Consider the following 19,911-nt stretch of genomic DNA (forward strand, 5'->3'; position numbering starts at 1 on the left):
TCAAATGCTATCTATCTGTTCGAGCTAAAGCCAATCCATAGACTTGCTCGGCGCCGGCATTGAGTAACGCGAGGCTCGCTGCTTCGAAAGTCGCCCCTGTAGTCATTACATCATCAATTAACAATATTCGCTTATGTGTGATCGGCTTGCATTTGAAAGCGCCTTTTTGATTTTTAAGACGTTCTTTACGGGATAGAGAGTGTTGTGGTGGCGTGCTTTTTATTTTAATGAGTGAGTTACGGTCTGAGGGAATACCACTGTATTGGCTGATCCGGTCGCAGAGGAGTGTAGCTTGATTATAGCCACGTTTTATAAAGCTAACTCTATGCATGGGGATAGGCATCAAGCAATCGACAGGTTGCTGGGTGGTTAAATGGTCAGTCATCAGTCGGGCTATATGGCTTATAAACTGAGTATTACGATTGAATTTAATGCCGCTAATGAGTTGGTTAATAGGAAATTGATAGTGGAAAAGTGCCTGGGCTTGCTTAAAGGCCGGTTGCTTCTTTTGGCATTGACCGCAAATTAAGTTGTCTTGATCGCTAGGGAGGGGAAGGGCACAGACTTTGCAGCAGTGCTCTAACCAAGGCAGGTCCTGCAAGCAGCTAGAGCAGATATTGCTTTTAGAGGGTGTATCAAGCTTGAGCTGGCATAAAATACATAGATTAAAAAGTAGACTGTAGTCCACCGTCTGTTTTTTCATTGGTTGACAGTTCCTTCTGTCAGGATAAAATTGTCGCTTTATTTTGGTACGTTTTATCGTGGTGCAAGGCTTCCTGCCTGTATCGCTATTTTCTCGGGAGAAGAAGCAAGATGCAACAACTAGGTGCAATTCGTCATGACTGGACAGAAGCAGAGGTAAAAGCTCTGTTTGAACTGCCTTTTAATGATCTGATGTTTAAAGCGCAAACAGTGCATCGCGAAAACTTCGACCCGAATGAAGTTCAGGTTAGTACGCTGCTTTCTATTAAAACAGGTGCGTGTCCAGAAGATTGTAAGTACTGCCCGCAGAGTGGTCATTACAATACTGGTCTGGAAAAAGAGCGCTTGATGCAAGTTGAAAAAGTATTGGAGAAAGCTCGTAAAGCCAAAGAGACAGGTTCAACCCGTTTCTGTATGGGCGCGGCTTGGAAGCACCCAGCAGATAAAGATATGCCTTATGTAATCGAAATGGTTCAAAAGGTCAAAGAGATGGGGTTAGAGACCTGCATGACTTTGGGCATGTTGGATGAAGGCAAAGCTCAACAGCTTGCGGATGCGGGTTTGGATTATTACAACCATAACTTGGATACTTCTCCTGAGTTTTACGACAAAATTATCACGACCCGTACTTACCAGGATCGTTTAGACACGCTACAGAATGTTCGTGATTCCGGTATGAAGATTTGTAGTGGTGGTATTTTAGGCATGGGCGAAACGGCCAAGGATCGCTACGGTTTATTGATGCAACTAGCGAATATGCCAGTGCAACCTGAAAGTGTACCAATCAACATGCTGGTTAAAGTATCGGGTACTCCGCTAGAAAATGTTGAAGATTTAGATCATATCGATTTTATTCGTATGATTGCTGTGGCGCGTATCATGATGCCTAAATCCCATGTTCGTTTGTCCGCTGGTCGTGAAAAAATGAGCGATGAAATGCAGGCGATGACATTCTTTGCTGGCGCCAACTCTATTTTCTATGGAGAGTGTCTACTAACGACACCAAATCCAGAAACACATCGCGATGTTCAATTATTTAAGAAGTTGGGTATCAATATGGAGCAACGTATCTCTGATACGGATGAAACCCAAGAAGCTGCATTAATGAATGACCTGCAGAAACAGCAGGACAGCACTCACTTCTACGAAGCTTAATGGCTTACAGGAGGTAGTGAAGACTACCTCCTACTCTATACCCCTTAGAGATTTACTATGTCTTTTGACTCCTTGTCTGAAGAACTGCAGCAGCGAAAGCAGCAGTCTCTTTATCGTCAACGCCGTACTTTAGAAACACCACAGCAACCAATGGTGAGCGTGGATGGGCGCGAGTATCTTGCCTTCTGCTCAAATGACTATTTGGGATTGGCTAATCACCCTGACGTTATCCACAGCTTTCAAAAAGCAGCAGATAAATTTGGTGTTGGTGGCGGTGCTTCGCACTTAGTGAATGGGCATAGCCAAGCTCACCATGAGCTTGAAGAGGCGCTTGCCGAATTTACAGGCAGACCCAGAGCGCTGCTTTTCTCAACCGGGTATATGGCGAATATTGGTGCCGTAAATGCTTTATTGGATAAGCAAGATGCGGTATTTCAGGATCGCTTAAATCATGCCTCTTTATTGGATGCTGGTTTGCTGTGCGGCGCGCGTTTTCAACGTTACTTGCATAACGACCCCGAGAGCCTAAATACACGTCTGAGCAGATCAGAGGCACGACGTAAGTTAGTGGTTACTGATGGTGTATTTAGCATGGACGGCGATGTGGCTGATCTGCCTTCACTCGCTTCAGTGTGTCGTGATCATAATGCTTGGTTAATGGTTGATGATGCGCATGGCTTTGGTTGTTTAGGTAAGCAAGGTGGTGGCTGTGCGGAATATTTTGCTATGGGGTCGAATTCACCGGAAGTGCTGGTGGGTACCTTAGGTAAAGGTTTTGGTACTGCGGGTGCATTTGTAGCCGGTTCTGAAGAGCTCATCGAGACCTTAATTCAACACGCTAGAACCTATATCTACACTACAAGCATGCCGCCAGCAGTGGCTGCTGCTACCTTAACGAGTTTGCGTATATTGCGTGAAGAAAACTGGCGTAGAGAAAAGCTCGAAGCGTTGATCCAACAATTCAGAAAAGGTTGTGATGATTTAGGTTTGGATCTAATGGACTCTCCAACGCCGATACAGCCAATTGTAATTGGCGAATCAGATAAAGCGATCCAGATTAGTCAGGGGCTTGAGCGAGAAGGCATATTCATCAGTGCGATTCGTCCGCCAACCGTTCCGCAAGGCAGCGCACGATTAAGAGTGACCTTAAGTGCCGCGCATACAGAAGCGCAAGTTGAGCGCTTATTAGGCACTTTAGAAAAAGTTATTAAAGAGCAGGCGTAGATGAGCCAAGTAAAGCTTTATAAAGAGTACCGCGAGAACCCAGGCAAGCCTGAACTAGTTCTATTACATGGCTGGGGGATGACAGGGCAGGTATGGGGCCCATTTGCTGATCAATTGGCAGAGTATTTTAGCCTGACGATTATCGATCTACCGGGTTTGGGGCGATCTCAGGAGTTTCCTACCCCTTATACGCTTGATGCGGTATTGGATCTGCTAGTGGAGCAGGTGCCTGAATCGGCAATCTGGCTAGGTTGGTCCATGGGTGGGCAGATCGCCGTTGCTTTTGCAGATCGTTTCCCTGCGCGTGTGGAGAAGTTGATTACTATTGCTTCTAACCCTTGCTTTGTTCAGCGCGATGATTGGCCATCGGCTATGGATGAAGCAACGCACCAAGCTTTCGAAGTATCGCTTGCTCAGAATCAGAAAAAGACCTTAACCCGTTTTGTTATGCTGCAAACACAAGGAGCGGAAGCGGGTCGAGATATTCTGAAGACACTTAAAGTGATCCTATCGGATGTGGAGCACACGGCAGCTGAAGAGAGCTTAGCTTTATTGCGCTTAGATCAGCGTCCAGAGTTAAAGAATCTAGCGGTGCCAGTGTTACACCTATTTGGTGAAGTCGATCACCTTGTTCCAAATTCAGCAGCAGAAGCTAGTCAGAGTATAAGTGGTGGTGAAGTGGTGACTTATGCCGGTGCGGGCCACTTACCTTTCCTTTCCCATCAAGCTGACGTGGTCGCTGATATTCTTGGTTTTGTTCAAGGGGATCAATCATAGTGGATCTGTTGATTGATAAGCGCCGTGTAGCGGATTCATTTAGCAAAGCTGCTCAGACCTACGACAGTGTTGCTGACTTGCAAAGAGAGGTTGGACAGGAGCTATTGGCTTATCTCCCTAAGCAATCTGTATCCACCATGATGGATTTAGGTTGTGGTACGGGCTACTTTACCCCTAAGCTCAAGCATGCCTACCCAGATTCAACTTTACTCAATCTAGATCTTGCCTTGGGGATGTTGCAGTTCTCCCGCGCGCAGCGCTGTGAAGATCAAACTCATTGGATCTGTGCTGATGCTGAGGCTTTGCCGATTGCTGATCAGCAGTTAGATCTGATCTTTTCAAGTTTAGCGATACAGTGGTGTGAAGATGTAGAGGGTTTGTTCTCAGAGATAAACCGTGTGTTAAAGCCGGGTGGCCGCTTTGTCGTTGCTACGCTGGGGCCCGATACACTTAAAGAGCTTCGTCAGGCTTGGTCGCATGCGGATAGCTTTACCCATGTGAATCAGTTTATGCCAGTGGAGCAGTTAAAGGCTGCTCTGCCGGAATCGCTTTGCTGTCAAACGTTAGAGCAACAGAATAAGGTTTTACGTTATTCGCAGTTAAAGCAGCTAACAGATGAGCTTAAAAGGCTTGGGGCGCACAATATGAACGCAGGTCAGCAACAAGGTCTGACTGGGCGAGAGCGGGTGCGCCGTTTTAAAGAAGGTTATGAGCAGCAACGTTTGAATGATGGGGCTTTGCCGGCGACCTATCAGGTTATATATGCTGTATTTGAAAAAGAAGTTTAGGAGTTAGGTTGTGGGTAAGCGAAGTTTCTTTGTTGCAGGTACAGATACCGATGCTGGAAAAACCGTGGTTTCTACGGGGCTGATTGAGGCCGCTAATCAGCATGATCTAAGAACGATCGGTTTGAAGCCCATTGCCGCAGGTTGTGAAGAAACAGAGGACGGCTTGCGTAATTCTGATGCGCTTGCTCTGCAAGAGGCAGCATCCGTTGCTATGTCGTATGAGCAAGTAAACCCTTTTGCATTTAAACCTCCTATTGCACCGCATATTGCTGCAATGAAAGAAAATCGTGTATTAAGCGCTGATCGTATTGCTGCGATGTGCAAAGGCGCTTTAATGCAGCCTGCTGATTTTGTGATTATTGAAGGCGCGGGTGGTTGGCGAGTGCCACTAAGTTTTCGTGAAACTATGGCTAATATCCCTAAGCTTTTAAATGTGCCAGTGATCATGGTAGTGGGTATGAAGCTTGGTTGTATTAATCATGCTTTGTTGACTGCCGAAAGCATCTCCCGCGATGGTCTGCAGCTAGCTGGATGGATTGCTAACCGTGTTGATCCAGAGATGGATTGTTACGGAGAAAATGTTGAAACTATCGCAAATATGCTGCGCGCACCTCTACTTGGCGAAGTGCCATTTCTAGATGAACCTTCTGCAAAAAATGTTGCCCAATATATTGATCTCGATTTATTGTTGAATAATTAACATGATCAAAAAATGAACATCTCCTCTCGATGTTCTATAATTACTGTTGCCATAGCTGTGTTTAAAAAATATAGAGGTGGTGGCTATGAATGTAACCAATGCTTTGCAGACAGGTTTGGTCGGTATTAATCGTGGTTTGGACAACGCGCCGCGAGCTGCTAGTGATGTCACTGGTTCGGGTAAGCCTGATCAACCTGAAGAAGCTACAGGCCGTGATCAAAACCAAGCGGTACTAGAATCAGCAGCAGGAACTGATGTAGAAGCTGCTGCGACAAAAGTTGTCAGTCAATTGGAAGAACCAGGCGAGCCTGGCGCGATTATTAATGTGCGTGTGTAAATGTGCATTAACTAATAAATGGATGTGGTGAACTGGGTGAAAGCAGAGACTGCTTTGCACATAATCAACAGAGGGGTATAGCTGATGCAGATATTTAATGCAGCTAATTCCCAAGCACTGAATGCCAGTGCTATACCGCAAGAACTTCGCTCAAGTGAAGCGAGGAAGGTGCTTGCGACTGTTGAAAATGTGGCGCCTGAACAAGAGCTACAATCCAGTCGCGGTTTGGTTAACCGAGATCGCGTCACCCTTTCGGCCGAAGCTGCTGAACTATCCCGTCTTGCTAGCACAAGGTCCACAGAACTCGAACGTGACGATGGCGAGCTTGTTGGCTTGGAATCTGATGATGCCGAGCTAGTAGGGTTGGAGTCTTCATCATCGACTTCTGCTCCTGCATCCTTAGGCGTTTCTAAATCTGAACAGGCACAAGAGCAGCAGGAGCTTGAAATAACTCGCGAGCTTGCTAAGCGCGATCGTGAGGTTAGAGCTCATGAGCAGGCACACGCTTCCATCGGTGGACAATATACATCTGCGCCGAGCTACACCTATGAGCGTGGCCCGGATGGTCGTCTTTATGCCGTGGCTGGTGAAGTAAAAATAGATACATCTCCAGTGCCGAATGATCCGCAGGCGACTTTAGAGAAAGCTGAAATTATCCAGCGGGCTGCTCTAGGTGTTGCAGAGCCATCTGCAGCTGATCGTGCAGCAGCAGCTGATGCTCGCGCTATGGCAGCTGAAGCACGCGCGGAGATCCTGCAGCAAGAGGAAGATATAAGAGCTGCAGAGACGAGTGCTGCTGAAGAGTCAGAATCGGAAGATGAGGATGATTCTCCAACTGCAGGTGAGCGTTTGCAGGAATTTAGAGATCAGCAACAGGCTCGTTCTGATGGTGCTGCTGAGGCTCTAAATGACTTTAATGAGCGCATGAAAGATATCAATAAAGAGCTTGCACAGATCAACAAAAAACTAGTTGATGCAGGTGTCTTCCAAAAGCTTTTCCCTGAAGGCTCTCTACTCGACCAGCAAGTATAAGCTGGTCAATCCTTTCCTACCGTAAATAATCCAATATGAGCTGTGTAAATTCAGCCGGTTTTTCTGCGTGCGGCCAATGGCCAGCTTCTTGGATGATTTTGTAATCTGCCTTAGGGAATAGACCTAAAACCGCATCGCGATATTTGGGTAGTAGATAATCTGATTTTGCGCCCTTAATAAATAGGACTGGATTTGTATAGGGGTTACCTTGAGGAGCTGCGCTAATGTTTGAGTATTGGCTGTGCAGTGCGTCTAAGTTCATACGCCATGCAAATTTCTTATCTTCAGTGCGGTAGAGATTCTTCAGCAGGAATGCTCTAACACCCAATTCATCGACATAAGCTGAAAGTTGTTTATCAGCATCGCCACGGGATTTAAGGGATGTTAGATCAACAGAAAATAGCCCTTTGAATACATCGTCATGATGGGGTGTATATTCCACTGGGGCTATATCAACAATCACCAGCTTTGCTACGAGTTCGGGATGAGTAATAGCAAATTGCATTGCTGTTTTACCGCCCATTGAGTGGCCGATAATGTGGGCTTTGTTTAGCTTTAGATCCTGCATCAATTCAGCGATATCACTAGCCATTAGTTCGTAGTCGATCTCCGCCGAGTGTGGAGAGCGACCGTGATTTCTCATGTCGGCAGCGATTACTTGGAAGTGCTCTGACAGAACTTTGATTTGAGCGCCCCAGTTTTCAAGGGTGCCAAACAGGCCATGCAAAATAATTAAAGGTTCACCTTCGCCGTGAATCTGATAGTTCAGTTTCATTATCTATTACTCAAAATAAAGGCGGCGCTGATAAGTCAGGGCCGCCTTGGGTATTAACTTACTTAGATATTACAGAATATCTAGTAGCTCTACGTCAAATACAAGCGCAGAGTAAGGAGGGATGCCACCTGGAGAACCTTGCTCGCCGTAAGCTAGGTTGTAAGGGATAAATAGCTTCCATTTAGCGCCTTTGTTCATTAGCTGAAGAGCTTCAGTCCAGCCAGCGATTACGCCGCCAACAGGGAATTCTGCTGGTTGACCGCGATCGTAAGAACTGTCGAATACTTTACCGTCAGTGAAAGTACCGTGGTAGTGAGTACGAACAGTAGACTCGCGAGAAGGTTTGTCGCCTTCTTCACCTGCTTCGATGATTTCGTACTGTAGGCCTGATTCAAGAACAACAACGCCTTCGCGTTTAGCATTTTCTGCTAGGAATTCTTCACCTGCCGCAGCTGCTTCTTTAGCTTGTGCTTCTTGAGCTGCACGAAGACGTTCGTTGATTACGTTGAACGCTTCTTGGATCTCTTGAACTTCTACGCGCATTGCTTCGCCGTTGAAAGAATCAGCGATACCTGCGGAGATAGCATTTAGGTCCATGCCTTCGAATGGCTGTTGTGCTAGCTGGTCGCCCATTTGACGGCCGATACCGTAGCTCGCTTTCTGTTCTAGTGTTTCAAATTGAAGATCAGACATTTATTGAGTCTCGTTGAGTCAAAAAAAAGCGAGCAATCTAGTTGCTCGCTATAGAAAATTATTTGCTTAAAAACAATATGGGGTCGACGCGTGTATTATTCAAGCTTACACCCCAATGAAGATGTGGTCCTGTGGAGCGGCCTGTTGATCCTATCTCTCCAAGCTTGTCACCTGTTTGAAGTACGTCACCGATTTTTACATCAATTTTACTCATATGGCAGTACATCGTTGTCATGCCGTAACCATGATCAATAATGACTGTTTTGCCATTAAAGAAGTAGTGCCCGGTGTCTACAACGGTGCCTGCAGATGGTGCGGTAATTGGCGTGCCTTTAGGTGCTGCAATATCTAATCCGCTGTGAGGGTTGCGAGGCTGTTTGTTATAAAAACGTTTTAAGCCAAATGGGCTGCTATAAGGGCCTTTAGCCGGGATAACAAACCGAGTCGGTAATTGCTCAGGTTCACTCCAATGTTTGTAAGCCGCGACCATTTTAGCTTTTTCGCGGCGCCAGCGCTTTACATCTTCAGGATCAGGTTCTACGTGGCGTTTGTTTTTGATGGTTAGATACTGTGCTTTGTACTCTTTGTCCTCAACCTGAAAGTAATACGAGGTTCCGTCCGCTCTTAGGTGCTGTTTCTTGTCTGGTTTGGCGCTTAATGGGATGCCTGCCACAGCGATCCATTTGCTAGTATCCGCGTATGCAGTATCTGTTGAAGGTAACACCATAACGCGGTTTCCCTTATACCAAGCGGATGGCGCGATAGCTGATGTTAGGCCTTCAAGCGGTAAAATGGCAACGCCGCCAGGTACACGGCTTTCGGTTGGAAGTTCTAGAGCTTGCGCATTGATGCTGAAAGCGCATAAGCCTGTACAAAGTAGAAGTGATTTGGTGAATGCTTTTCTGATCATATTAATGTTCCGTGATGACTTCATCTACGCTGCAGTGAAGTTGTCCTTTGTGTAATTGAACTTCTATTTTTTGTCCGCTGACAACATCAGAGGCTGATTGAATAACTTTTTTGTCACTATCTTTGGTGATGGAGTAGCCTCGCTCTAGCGTAGCAAGTGGGCTAACAGTTTGTAACTGGCTCGCCAGCGAAGAAAGTTTTAATTGCTGACTTTTTAAACTTGATTGGCATGCCTGCTTAAGGCGTTGATGCAGCGAGTGAAGCTGTTCTTCCCTGCGTAGCAACAGCTGTTCAGGTGACTGAGCCTTTAAACGCCCTTCCAAGTGCTGATATTTGATCTGCTTTTGCGCGATGATGCGTCTGATTTGATTGTTCAGTTTTAGCTCTACATGATCCAAGCGTTGAGCTTGTTCTTTTAAAATCTGGCCAGGATGGCGTAATCGACTCTGTAAATTCGAAAGTTGCTGCTTGGCGGTAAAAAGCTGTTGCTTTTGTTGGCGCTTAAGTCGAAGGCTGAGCTGATTTAAGCGTAGTTGTAGCTCTTGTTGGTCTGGGCTGACTAATTCTGCAGCAGCGGAGGGGGTCGCTGCGCGGATATCGGCTATAAAGTCTGTAATGACCACATCAACTTCATGCCCTACTGCGCTGATAGTGGGTATTTCACAGTCAAATAAGGTGCGAGCGACTTGTTCGTTATTGAAAGCTTGCAGATCTTCAAGTGAGCCTCCGCCGCGCCCCACGACGAGAACGTCACAAACTTGGTGCGCTTCAGCCAAAATTATCGCTTTGCAGATTTGTTGCGGGGCATCTTCGCCTTGTACGGCTGTCGGATAAATAGTGACTGGCAAACCAGGGAAGCGCCTTTTTAGTACCGTTAAAATATCGTGTACTGCCGCACCTGTAGGTGAGGTAACGATGCCAATATGTTTGGGGTGTTCCGGAAGTGCTTGTTTTTGTTTGCTGTCAAACAAACCCTCTTTTAAGAGTTTGTTCTTCAGCTCTTCAAAAGCAACTTGAAGTTGGCCACTGCCAGCGGGTTCTAGAAAGTCGCAGATTAATTGATAGTCGCCACGGCCTTCATACAAGCTAACTTTAGCGCGGACAATAACTTTGTCCCCTTGTTTGGGTTGCTTGCTTAACACTTGGTTGCGGTTCTTAAACATGGCGCAGCGTACTTGGGCTTTGTCATCTTTAAGAGTGAAATACCAATGGCCAGAACTAGGGCGAACAAAGTTAGAGATTTCGCCTTCTACTTGAATGGTAAGAAATGATCGCTCAAGCAAAGTGCGTGCTTGTCTATTCAGTTCGGAGACACTGATCGCATGGGATTGAGTGCCAGATTTAAAGCTATTTAAGTTCTGCATGGCCCTCATATTAAACGATCTAATCGTGTTACTGCATCCGAAAGCAAAAAAAATGAAAACTAGGCCGTAATTACCCTGTAATTTACAAGTTTTAGATTGAGACAAAAGGCTAATTTCTGTATAATTTTCCGTTTAAATTTTACTTACTACACAGGCTGGCAAAGAATGTTGCGAATTGCTGAGGAAGCACTCACTTTTGACGATGTGTTGCTGGTTCCGGGCTACTCTGAAGTACTGCCAAAGGACGTTTCACTGAAAACTCAACTGACTAAAGGTATTCAACTGAATATTCCTTTGGTCTCTGCTGCTATGGATACCGTGACTGAATCCGGTCTGGCTATAGCTATGGCGCAGGAAGGCGGTATCGGGATCATCCATAAGAACCTGACAATTGAGCAGCAAGCTGCTGAAGTTCGTCGCGTTAAAAAATATGAAGCAGGTGTTGTAAGTGACCCTGTAACTTGCAGCTCTACTATGACTGTAGGTGAACTACGTCAGCTGTCTACTGAAGTTGGTTTCTCCGGCTTCCCTGTAGTTGATGGCGACGATCTGGTTGGTATTGTGACTGACCGTGATTTCCGTTTTGAACGTAAGCTGGATGCGACTGTTGCTTCTATCATGACGCCAAAAGAGCGTTTGGTAACAGTAAAAGAGGGTGCAGACCCTGATGAAGTTCGCAATCTGCTTCGTAAGCACCGTATTGAAAAAATCCTAGTTGTTGATGATGCCTTCAAACTACAAGGCATGATGACAGTTAAGGATATGAATAAGGCTCAGTCTCATCCTAATGCTGCTAAAGATGCTAAAGGTCGTTTGATCGTTGGTGCTGCAGTAGGTACTGGCCCTGAAACACCTGATCGTGTAACCGCACTTGTAGAAGCTGGCGTTGACGTAGTTATTGTTGATACTGCACACGGCCACTCTAAAGGTGTTATTGATCGCGTTGCTTGGGTTAAACAGACTTACCCACAGGTTCAAGTGATTGGCGGTAACATTGCTACTGCTGAAGCAGCAATTGCGCTAGCTGATGCAGGTGCTGATGGCGTTAAAGTTGGTATCGGCCCTGGTTCTATCTGTACTACACGTATCGTTGCAGGTGTTGGTGTGCCTCAGATCAGTGCTGTAGCTAATGTTGCTACTGCTATGGCTGAGCGTGGTGTTCCAGTTATCGCTGATGGTGGTGTACGTTTCTCTGGTGACCTAGCTAAGGCAATTGTTGCGGGTGCATCTGCGATTATGGTTGGTTCTATGCTAGCGGGTACTGATGAAGCACCAGGTGAAGTTGAACTATTCCAAGGTCGAGCATTCAAGTCTTACCGCGGCATGGGTTCTCTAGGTGCTATGGGTCAATCTTCAGGTTCTTCTGACCGTTACTTCCAAGATGCTTCTAAAGGCGTTGAGAAGTTGGTGCCAGAAGGTATTGAGGGTCGTGTACCTTGTAAGGGTCCAATGGGCGGCGTAGTTCACCAGTTAGTAGGTGGCTTGCGTGCAGCGATGGGCTACACCGGTAGTGGCGATATTCAAACTATGCGTACAGTTCCAGAATTTGTACGTATCACTAACGCGGGTATGAGCGAAAGTCATGTTCACGATGTGAGCATCACTAAAGAAGCGCCAAACTACCGCGTAAGCTAAGTAAATAAACTCTGAAAAGAGGGGTGGATAGAATCCGCCCCCTTTTTTTTTTGCGGCGACGCTAATGTCGCAAAGTGAAGAGATTGAAGGTTATGACCAAAGATATTCACGCTCAACGAATTCTGATTCTAGATTTTGGTTCTCAGTACACGCAGTTAATTGCACGTCGTGTACGTGAAATCGGTGTTTACTGTGAAATTCACGCTTGGGATATGTCTGAAGACGATATCCGTGAGTTTGCGCCTAAAGGTATTATCCTTGCTGGTGGCCCAGAGTCTGTTACTGAAGGTGATTCACCTCGTGCTCCTGAGGTTGTATTTAACCTCGATGTGCCTGTGTTGGGTATTTGCTACGGCATGCAGACAATGGCTGCTCAGATGGGCGGTGAAGTTTCTACATCCGATAAGCGTGAATTTGGTTATGCTCAGGTCCGTTTAGAAAGCAGCCCAAGCCGTCTACTTGAGGGTATTGAAGATCACGTTGCAAACAACGGTGCTCTGTCTCTAGATGTATGGATGAGCCATGGCGATAAAGTTACTCAATTACCAGAAGGCTTTGCAGTAATTGCATCGACTGAATCTGCTCCGATTGCAGCTATGTGCAATCCTGAGAAGCAGTTCTTTGGTGTTCAGTTCCACCCTGAGGTGACACACACTAAACAGGGCGGTCGTATCCTTGAGCGTTTTGTTGTTGAGATTTGTGGTACGGAAGCGCTATGGAACTCTGCAAACATCATTGCAGACCAAATCGAAAAAGTACGCGAGCAGGTGGGTGACCAGAAGGTGCTTCTAGGTCTATCCGGTGGCGTTGATTCTTCTGTTGTTGCAGCATTGCTTCACAAGGCGATTGGCGATCAGCTAACTTGTGTATTTGTTGATAACGGTCTTCTGCGTAAGCAGGAAGGCGATCAGGTAATGGACATGTTCGCTAAGAACATGGGTGTTCGCGTTATCCGTGCTGATGCTGAAGATCTATTCCTAGGTCGTTTGGAAGGTGAAAACGACCCAGAGAAGAAGCGTAAGATTATCGGTAATACTTTCATTGAAGTATTCGATGACGAAGCGACTAAGCTAACTGATGTTAACTTCCTAGCGCAGGGTACTATCTATCCAGACGTAATTGAGTCTGCTGCTGCGAAGACGGGTAAGGCGCATGTGATTAAGTCTCACCACAATGTGGGTGGTCTACCTGAAGATATGCAGTTTGAGCTAGTTGAGCCGCTACGTGAGCTGTTTAAGGACGAAGTGCGTAAGCTGGGTCTTGAACTGGGTCTTCCATACGATATGGTTTACCGTCATCCGTTCCCAGGGCCAGGTTTGGGTGTGCGTATTCTGGGTGAAGTTAAAAAAGAATATGCTGATATCTTGCGTGAAGCAGATGCGATCTTTATTGAAGAGCTGCATAAAGCTGATTGGTATCATAAGACAAGTCAGGCATTTGCGGTATTCCTACCGGTTAAATCTGTAGGTGTTGTGGGAGATGGTCGTCGTTACGAATACGTTATTGCTATTCGTGCGGTAGAAACTATTGACTTCATGACAGCGCGTTGGGCTCACCTGCCATATGAGCTGCTAGAAACTGTATCTAGTCGTATCATTAATGAGATCCCTAAAGTTTCTCGTGTTACTTACGATGTGAGCTCTAAGCCACCTGCAACAATTGAGTGGGAATAAGTATTCTTAAAGCTGAATTGTTATGATAAAAAGCCTGCTCTTGTGCAGGCTTTTTAGTGTTTGGAGAAAGGTGAATGGATCAGCGAGAGATAGATGAGCGCTGGATGGAAGAGGCTTTACTGCTGGCGGATCGAGCTGAAGAAATTAACGAAGTACCAGTTGGCGCTATCGTTGTTTTGGATGGTGAGATAATTGGCAGAGGCTGGAATAAGCCGATCAGTGGTCATGATCCAACTGCGCACGCTGAGATACTGGCGCTGAGAGATGCGGCGGCTAATGTTGGTAACTACAGGTTGGTCGGTGCGGACCTCTATGTAACGATCGAGCCTTGCACTATGTGTACCGGTGCGATCGTTCATTCTCGTATTCGTCGTGTTGTTTTTGGGGCGGTTGAAGCTAAAGCTGGAGCTGTTCAGAGTAATGGTCAACTGCTTGATCAGGCTTGGATGAATTATCGCGTTGAGGTTGAGGCTGGTGTATTAGCCGAGCGTTGCAGCGAGAAAATTAGTGCGTTCTTCAAGCGTCGTCGTGCCGAAATCAAGGCTGAAAAATTAGCTAAAAAGCAAAACCTACTAAAGGGCGGGTAGAAGATCCTCGACTACTTGTCCTTTATCCCAGCTTTCATGGTCTGGGTTTAGATCTGCTTCTTCGTCTTGTCGCTTGGTTTGGAGAACTTGCATCTCCCAGCTAAGTAGCTTCATGTATTTTCGAATATTACTGACATAGTGCACAGGTTCGTACCCGCGTGCATAACCGTAACGGACAGTGCTGTAATGTCTTTCTTGAGTTAATAGGGGAAGGTGTTTTTTTACATCATCCCACTTATCGGGGTTTAGCCCGGCTCTTGAGGTCAATACACGCGCATCTTCTAAGTGACCGTAACCTACGTTGTAACCAGCGAGTGCAAACCACAAGTGGTCAGGATCAGGAATGCGATCTGGAATTTTCTTCTTTACGATTACAAGATAATGAGCACCGCCGATAATACTTTGCATGGGGTCTGTCCGGTCGGTGACATTAACCTCTTTAGCTGCAGCATTGGTTAGCATCATTATTCCTTTGACACCTGTAGGGGAGACTGCTTTTGGATCCCAGTGAGATTCTTGGTATGCAATGGATGCTAATATCTGCCAGTCTATCCCTGTTTCTTGTTCAGCCATAAGGAAATACTGTTCGATCTTCGGAAAGCGTGTTTGCATATCCTTCTTGAAGGTAGTGGTGTCGTAGAAATTAAGTGGATTACTGCGATTAAAATATTTTTCTTTTAGTGACTCTATCAGAGTTTGGGTGCTTTCAAGGGCAAGGAAGCGGTTAATGGAATCGCGCAAAGTTTGGTCGTGATGAGGTGATAGCATCCAGGCTAGGGGTTGCGGCTCGTCGAGATCAAAGCCTTTTTTAAGGCCTGGGAAAAAGGTTTTTTGGCTGTCGAAAGTAACAGCATCAACGACTGTGTAGTCTATCTCTTTGTTTTGTACTTGTTCCATTAATTCAGTAGAAGAAAAAGTACTGGTTTCGTCCCAAGTTAATTCTGGATACTGAACTTTAAGGTCTTGTAAGAGTTCTGCATGGCTGCTATTGGCTAGTACGACCAATTTTTTACCCGGTTTAAGTAGATCGGAAATGTCTTTGGGGGCTTTTTTGCCTTTGGTTTGACGGTATATCAGTGTGGTCGTGGTTTTGAGATAGGGTTGGGTGAACTCAAATTTTTCTTGGCGTTCATCGGTAATCGTAAGCATGGAGCCCGCGATATGACCATCACGTGCGCTCATCGTCGTGAAAATAGAGCTGAAATCATCAGGAAGAACCAATTCTAGTTCTACTCCAAGGTAATCGGCATAAGCTTTAGCTAAATCGTATTCAAAGCCTGCAGGTTTACCTTTTTCGATAAAATATGTGTTCGGTGAGTTGCGTGTGACGAGTTTTATCGCGCCAGATTCTATGATTGCGCCTAGCTGAGTTTTGCTATTCCAGCTCAATAAGCCCGGAATGCAGAACAAAAGAAAAATAACCAGAGCATATGCTGCATCTTTTTTGCGTCTAATATCAAACATTGTACTGCTTTTCTGGTATCCAACTGGCTGTTTCGGTAAAATTCACTACTTATATTTCTCCTGTAACTACTGCTTTATATTGGCAGCTATCAAGAGGCTCTATTAGAGATGCTGGCACTGCGCGGAGCACCTGCTCTTTCTGCTTTTCGTCATGAAAAGTTACTTACCGTTATTCAGTCTTCAGTTCCTGCTGTAACAGGCCTATATGCTGAATTTATGCATTTTTCCGATTTGTCACAAGCTTTATCGGACGATGAGCAAAAAGTATTGGAACGTATTTTACGTTACGGACCAAAAGCTGAAGCTCAGGAGCCAGCGGGTCAGCTGTTCTTAGTTGTTCCTCGCCCGGGCACTATATCGCCTTGGTCGTCGAAGGCAACTGATATCGCTCACAACTGTGGCTTGTCAGCAATCAAGCGTCTGGAGCGTGGTATTGCATACTACGTTCAATCATCTAAAGATCTGACTGATGCTGAAGTAGAAGCAGTACAGGCTGCATTGTTCGATCGCATGGTTGAAGCTGTATTGCCAAGTATAGATGACGCCTCTTCGCTTTTCTTAGAAGAAGAACCTAAGCCACTGACGACTGTAGATATTTTAGGTGGCGGTCGTGAAGCGTTGGTTGCAGCGAATACTGACCTTGGCCTTGCGTTAGCTGAAGATGAGATTGATTACCTAGTTGAAAGCTTTATTGAGCTAGATCGTAATCCGACGGATGTTGAATTGATGATGTTTGCTCAGGCGAACTCTGAGCACTGCCGTCACAAGATCTTTAACGCTTCATGGGATATCGATGGCGAAGCGCAGGAGAAATCGCTGTTTGCCATGATTCGTAACACCAATGAAATGGGTGGCGAGAACGTACTGTCGGCATATAAAGATAACGCTGCGGTAATGGTTGGTTCTAAAGCGGGTCGATTCTTCCCTAAACCGGACAGCAAAGAGTACAGCTATAATCAGGAAGATATTCAGATCCTGATGAAAGTTGAAACTCACAACCACCCAACTGCTATTGCTCCACACTCAGGTGCAGCAACAGGCTCAGGTGGTGAAATTCGTGATGAAGGTGCGACCGGTAAAGGTTCTAAGCCGAAAGCTGGTCTGACTGGTTTCACCGTGTCTGATCTAAATATTCCTGGTTTTGAGCAGCCATGGGAATCTAAATACGGTAAGCCAGAGCGTATTGTGACACCTCTGGATATTATGATCGAAGGCCCTATTGGTGGTGCTGCATTTAACAATGAATTTGGTCGTCCTGCGCTAACAGGTTACTTCCGTACTTTCGAACAGAAAGTAAACGGCGCTGCGGGTGAAGAAGTTCGTGGTTACCACAAGCCAATCATGATTGCAGGTGGTTTAGGTAACATTCGTGATGAGCACGTTGAAAAGGGTGAAATCCCAGTAGGTGCTAAGCTGATCTGCCTTGGTGGTCCAGCAATGCAGATTGGTCTAGGCGGTGGTGCTGCATCTTCTATGACATCAGGTTCTTCCACTGCTGATCTTGATTTCGCCTCTGTGCAGCGTGATAACCCTGAGCTTGAGCGTCGTTGCCAAGAAGTTATCGACCAGTGCTGGCAGTTGGGTGATGAAAACCCAATCGCATTTATCCATGATGTAGGTGCAGGTGGTCTTTCCAATGCCTTCCCTGAATTGGTAGGTGATGGTAATCGTGGTGCTAATTTCGAACTGCGTAATGTGAACAATGATGAGCCAGGCATGTCGCCGTTGGCTATCTGGTGTAACGAAGCGCAAGAGCGTTATGTTATGGCGGTGGCTCCAGCTGATATGGCTCGCTTCGAAGCTATCTGTGAGCGAGAGCGTTGCCCATACGCTGTTGTAGGTGAAGCGATCGAAGAGATGCACTTAACGCTTGGTGATACTCACTTCGATAATAAGCCAGTTGATCTGCCAATGAGCGTGTTGTTTGGTAAGCCACCAAAAATGCACCGTTCAATCGAGCGAAAAGCTTACGAAGTACCGGCTTTCGATACGAGCTCTATCGATCTTAAAGATGCGGCTGAGCGCGTAATGAAACTGCCTGCGGTAGCTTCTAAGTCTTTCTTGATCACTATTGGTGATCGTTCTATTACTGGTCAAGTAGCGCGTGATCAAATGGTTGGTCCTTGGCAGGTTCCTGTGGCTAACTGTGCGGTAACGACTGCTGCTTACGATACATATGCTGGTGAAGCGATGGCCATGGGTGAGCGTACCCCGCTTGCATTGGTTGATTCTCCAGCGTCTGGTCGTATGGCGATTGGTGAGACTGTTACTAACATTGCGTCAGCTCGTATCGGCAACATTAAAGATATTAAGCTGTCTGCAAACTGGATGTGTGCTGCTGGCCACCCAGGTGAAGATGAAAAACTATATGACACAGTAAAAGCTGTGGGCATGGAACTGTGTCCACAGCTAGGTATTACTATCCCTGTGGGTAAAGACTCAATGTCTATGCGCACGGTTTGGGAAGATGAAGGCGAGCAGAAGTCTGTAACAGCGCCTATGTCTCTGATTATTTCAGGTTTTGCTCCAGTAACTGATACACGTAAAACATTGACTCCTCAGCTACGTACTGATCAAGGTGAAACTGACCTGATTCTTTTGGATCTAGGTAATGGTAAAAACCGTATTGGTCTTTCTGCATTAGCTCAGGTTTATAACGAAGTCGGTCAAGATGTTCCTGATGTTGATCAGCCAGAGCAGCTTGTAGCGTTCTTTACAGCGATTCAAGAGCTAAACGAGCAAGGTCAAATCCTTGCATACCATGACCGTGCTGATGGCGGTCTATTTGCGACGATCGCTGAGATGGCATTTGCTGGTAAAACCGGCGTAGATCTAAATCTAGATATGCTTGCTGGTGAAGAGAGTGAGTTGGCTGCAGCATTGTTTGCTGAAGAGCTAGGTGCCGTTATTCAGGTTAAGCGTGATAGCTTAGAAGCGGTTCTCACTGAGCTAAATGCCGCAGGTCTTGGAGATATTGCTCAGGTTGTAGGTTCTACTAACTTGGATGATGAGATTCGTTTCCACTTCGATGAGGAAGAGATCTATTCTGAGTCCCGTGTACAGCTGCAGCGCTGGTGGGCTGAGACTTCTTATCAGATTCAATCTCTGCGTGATAACTCTGAATGTGCACAGCAAGAATTTGACCGTATTCTTGATAAACAAGATCCGGGCCTGAATGCTGAGCTTACGTTTGATCAGAATGAAGATGTTGCTGCACCATTTATTCAGACGGGTACACGCCCGCAGATGGCTATTGTTCGTGAACAGGGTGTGAACGGTCAGATTGAAATGGGCGCGGCGTTTGATCGTGCTGGTTTTGCAGCTGTTGATGTCCATATGAGTGATATCCTTTCTGGTCGCGTTGAGCTTGATCAGTTTAAAGGTCTGGTTGCTTGTGGTGGCTTCTCGTATGGTGACGTGTTGGGTGCAGGTGAAGGTTGGGCTAAATCGATCCTATTTAACGCGCGTGCACGTGATCAATTCCAGCAGTTCTTTAACCGCGAAGACACGTTTGCATTAGGTATCTGTAACGGTTGTCAGATGCTGTCTAACTTGCATGAATTGATTCCTGGCTCTGACTTATGGCCGCACTTCGTACGTAACGTTTCAGAGCAGTTTGAAGCACGTGTTGCTATGGTAGAAGTTCAAGATTCTAGGTCTGTGTTCTTGCAGGGTATGGCAGGTTCTCGTATGCCAATCGCTGTAGCGCATGGCGAAGGTCGCGCAGAATTCAAAGATGAAACACACCTAGCGGGACTTAAGTCATCTGATACAGTGGCTCTACGTTATGTGGATAACTACGGCCAGCCAACAGAGATTTACCCTGCTAACCCGAATGGTTCGCCAGAAGGTATTACAGGTGTTACAACTACTGACGGTCGCGTGACTATTATGATGCCACACCCTGAGCGAGTTTTCCGTTCAGTAACTAACAGTTGGGCGCCAGATGAATGGTCTGAGGATGGTGCGTGGATGCGCATGTTCCGCAACGCACGAGTTTGGGTAGGTTAAATTCCTACATTTGATACAAAGGCAGCTACGGCTGCCTTTTTTATTTTTTCTTTTCAGGAAGTCTCAAAACTGGAGAAAAAAAGGC

Annotated in this window: 17 protein-coding genes; 11 read left to right on the forward strand and 6 right to left on the reverse strand. The window is 46.1% G+C overall.

Features of this window, described 5'->3' with window-relative positions:
- Nucleotides 1-7: 7 nt before the first annotated feature.
- Nucleotides 8-703 carry a ComF family protein gene (locus ACMXYW_RS03105; RefSeq protein ID WP_415883539.1) on the reverse strand — a complete coding sequence of 232 codons (696 nt, stop codon included), beginning with the start codon at nt 701-703 and terminating at the stop codon, nt 8-10.
- A gap of 110 nt (nt 704-813) precedes the next feature.
- Here ACMXYW_RS03105 and bioB point away from each other — a divergent pair, with 110 nt between their 5' ends.
- From bioB to ACMXYW_RS03140, 7 genes are all read left to right on the forward strand, one after another.
- A complete protein-coding gene (bioB, locus tag ACMXYW_RS03110; RefSeq protein ID WP_415883540.1) occupies nt 814-1,857 on the forward strand; it encodes a biotin synthase BioB in 1,044 nt (347 codons plus the stop codon).
- A 57-nt stretch (nt 1,858-1,914) separates the two neighbouring features.
- Nucleotides 1,915-3,081, forward strand: coding sequence for an 8-amino-7-oxononanoate synthase (gene bioF / locus ACMXYW_RS03115; RefSeq protein ID WP_415905188.1), 1,167 nt, complete (start codon nt 1,915-1,917; stop codon nt 3,079-3,081).
- A complete protein-coding gene (locus ACMXYW_RS03120; protein ID WP_415887023.1) occupies nt 3,082-3,858 on the forward strand; it encodes an alpha/beta fold hydrolase in 777 nt (258 codons plus the stop codon).
- Nucleotides 3,858-4,646 carry a malonyl-ACP O-methyltransferase BioC gene (bioC, locus tag ACMXYW_RS03125; RefSeq protein ID WP_415897549.1) on the forward strand — a complete coding sequence of 263 codons (789 nt, stop codon included), beginning with the start codon at nt 3,858-3,860 and terminating at the stop codon, nt 4,644-4,646. The genes ACMXYW_RS03120 and bioC overlap by 1 nt, the downstream gene beginning before the upstream one ends.
- Nucleotides 4,647-4,656: 10 nt before the next feature.
- Nucleotides 4,657-5,346 (forward strand): dethiobiotin synthase, encoded by a 690-nt coding sequence (gene bioD, locus ACMXYW_RS03130; RefSeq protein ID WP_415905189.1) that lies wholly within the window; start codon nt 4,657-4,659, stop codon nt 5,344-5,346.
- An 85-nt stretch (nt 5,347-5,431) separates the two neighbouring features.
- On the forward strand, nt 5,432-5,683 hold the full coding sequence (locus tag ACMXYW_RS03135) for a hypothetical protein (protein WP_415883545.1): 252 nt from the start codon (nt 5,432-5,434) through the stop codon (nt 5,681-5,683).
- A gap of 84 nt (nt 5,684-5,767) precedes the next feature.
- Complete coding sequence (locus ACMXYW_RS03140) at nt 5,768-6,715, forward strand: putative metalloprotease CJM1_0395 family protein (protein ID WP_415905190.1); 948 nt, start codon at nt 5,768-5,770, stop codon at nt 6,713-6,715.
- A 16-nt stretch (nt 6,716-6,731) separates the two neighbouring features.
- Here the strand turns inward: ACMXYW_RS03140 and ACMXYW_RS03145 are convergent, their stop codons facing one another.
- The 4 genes from ACMXYW_RS03145 to xseA form a co-directional block, all read right to left on the reverse strand.
- On the reverse strand, nt 6,732-7,490 hold the full coding sequence (locus ACMXYW_RS03145) for an alpha/beta fold hydrolase (RefSeq protein ID WP_415905191.1): 759 nt from the start codon (nt 7,488-7,490) through the stop codon (nt 6,732-6,734).
- Between the two features lie 69 nt (nt 7,491-7,559).
- Nucleotides 7,560-8,183, reverse strand: coding sequence for an FKBP-type peptidyl-prolyl cis-trans isomerase (locus ACMXYW_RS03150; RefSeq protein ID WP_415883548.1), 624 nt, complete (start codon nt 8,181-8,183; stop codon nt 7,560-7,562).
- A 58-nt stretch (nt 8,184-8,241) separates the two neighbouring features.
- Entirely contained in the window at nt 8,242-9,093 is an 852-nt protein-coding gene (locus ACMXYW_RS03155) for a peptidoglycan DD-metalloendopeptidase family protein (protein ID WP_415905192.1), read from the reverse strand.
- A 1-nt stretch (nt 9,094) separates the two neighbouring features.
- The gene (gene xseA, locus ACMXYW_RS03160) at nt 9,095-10,456 is read right to left on the reverse strand and encodes an exodeoxyribonuclease VII large subunit (protein ID WP_415905193.1); all 1,362 of its coding nucleotides are present in this window, start codon (nt 10,454-10,456) and stop codon (nt 9,095-9,097) included.
- 165 nt (nt 10,457-10,621) lie between these two features.
- Here xseA and guaB point away from each other — a divergent pair, with 165 nt between their 5' ends.
- The 3 genes from guaB (at nt 10,622) to tadA (ending at nt 14,351) form a co-directional block, all read left to right on the forward strand.
- On the forward strand, nt 10,622-12,091 hold the full coding sequence (gene guaB, locus ACMXYW_RS03165; RefSeq protein ID WP_415905194.1) for an IMP dehydrogenase: 1,470 nt from the start codon (nt 10,622-10,624) through the stop codon (nt 12,089-12,091).
- Between the two features lie 92 nt (nt 12,092-12,183).
- A complete protein-coding gene (gene guaA, locus ACMXYW_RS03170) occupies nt 12,184-13,764 on the forward strand; it encodes a glutamine-hydrolyzing GMP synthase (protein WP_415905195.1) in 1,581 nt (526 codons plus the stop codon).
- A gap of 74 nt (nt 13,765-13,838) precedes the next feature.
- On the forward strand, nt 13,839-14,351 hold the full coding sequence (gene tadA, locus ACMXYW_RS03175; RefSeq protein ID WP_415905196.1) for a tRNA adenosine(34) deaminase TadA: 513 nt from the start codon (nt 13,839-13,841) through the stop codon (nt 14,349-14,351).
- Here the strand turns inward: tadA and mltF are convergent.
- Complete coding sequence (mltF, locus tag ACMXYW_RS03180; RefSeq protein ID WP_415905197.1) at nt 14,337-15,815, reverse strand: membrane-bound lytic murein transglycosylase MltF; 1,479 nt, start codon at nt 15,813-15,815, stop codon at nt 14,337-14,339. The two genes, tadA and mltF, sit on opposite strands and share 15 nt — an antisense overlap.
- 108 nt (nt 15,816-15,923) lie before the next feature.
- Here mltF and purL point away from each other — a divergent pair, with 108 nt between their 5' ends.
- Complete coding sequence (gene purL, locus ACMXYW_RS03185; protein WP_415905198.1) at nt 15,924-19,826, forward strand: phosphoribosylformylglycinamidine synthase; 3,903 nt, start codon at nt 15,924-15,926, stop codon at nt 19,824-19,826.
- Nucleotides 19,827-19,911 lie beyond the last annotated feature (85 nt).

The sequence above is a fragment of the Neptuniibacter sp. QD48_55 genome (assembly GCF_047778115.1).
Classification (GTDB): domain Bacteria; phylum Pseudomonadota; class Gammaproteobacteria; order Pseudomonadales; family Balneatricaceae; genus Neptuniibacter.

Coding starts and splice junctions, on each gene's coding strand:
- bioB (WP_415883540.1), top strand. CDS start 814: ATGCAACAACTAGGTGCAATTCGTCATGACTGGACAGAAGCAGAGGTA.
- guaA (WP_415905195.1), top strand. CDS start 12,184: ATGACCAAAGATATTCACGCTCAACGAATTCTGATTCTAGATTTTGGT.
- ACMXYW_RS03145 (WP_415905191.1), bottom strand. CDS start 7,490: ATGAAACTGAACTATCAGATTCACGGCGAAGGTGAACCTTTAATTATT.
- guaB (WP_415905194.1), top strand. CDS start 10,622: ATGTTGCGAATTGCTGAGGAAGCACTCACTTTTGACGATGTGTTGCTG.
- ACMXYW_RS03135 (WP_415883545.1), top strand. CDS start 5,432: ATGAATGTAACCAATGCTTTGCAGACAGGTTTGGTCGGTATTAATCGT.
- ACMXYW_RS03120 (WP_415887023.1), top strand. CDS start 3,082: ATGAGCCAAGTAAAGCTTTATAAAGAGTACCGCGAGAACCCAGGCAAG.
- xseA (WP_415905193.1), bottom strand. CDS start 10,456: ATGCAGAACTTAAATAGCTTTAAATCTGGCACTCAATCCCATGCGATC.
- purL (WP_415905198.1), top strand. CDS start 15,924: ATGCTGGCACTGCGCGGAGCACCTGCTCTTTCTGCTTTTCGTCATGAA.
- mltF (WP_415905197.1), bottom strand. CDS start 15,815: ATGTTTGATATTAGACGCAAAAAAGATGCAGCATATGCTCTGGTTATT.
- tadA (WP_415905196.1), top strand. CDS start 13,839: ATGGATCAGCGAGAGATAGATGAGCGCTGGATGGAAGAGGCTTTACTG.
- bioF (WP_415905188.1), top strand. CDS start 1,915: ATGTCTTTTGACTCCTTGTCTGAAGAACTGCAGCAGCGAAAGCAGCAG.
- ACMXYW_RS03155 (WP_415905192.1), bottom strand. CDS start 9,093: ATGATCAGAAAAGCATTCACCAAATCACTTCTACTTTGTACAGGCTTA.
- ACMXYW_RS03140 (WP_415905190.1), top strand. CDS start 5,768: ATGCAGATATTTAATGCAGCTAATTCCCAAGCACTGAATGCCAGTGCT.
- ACMXYW_RS03105 (WP_415883539.1), bottom strand. CDS start 703: ATGAAAAAACAGACGGTGGACTACAGTCTACTTTTTAATCTATGTATT.
- ACMXYW_RS03150 (WP_415883548.1), bottom strand. CDS start 8,183: ATGTCTGATCTTCAATTTGAAACACTAGAACAGAAAGCGAGCTACGGT.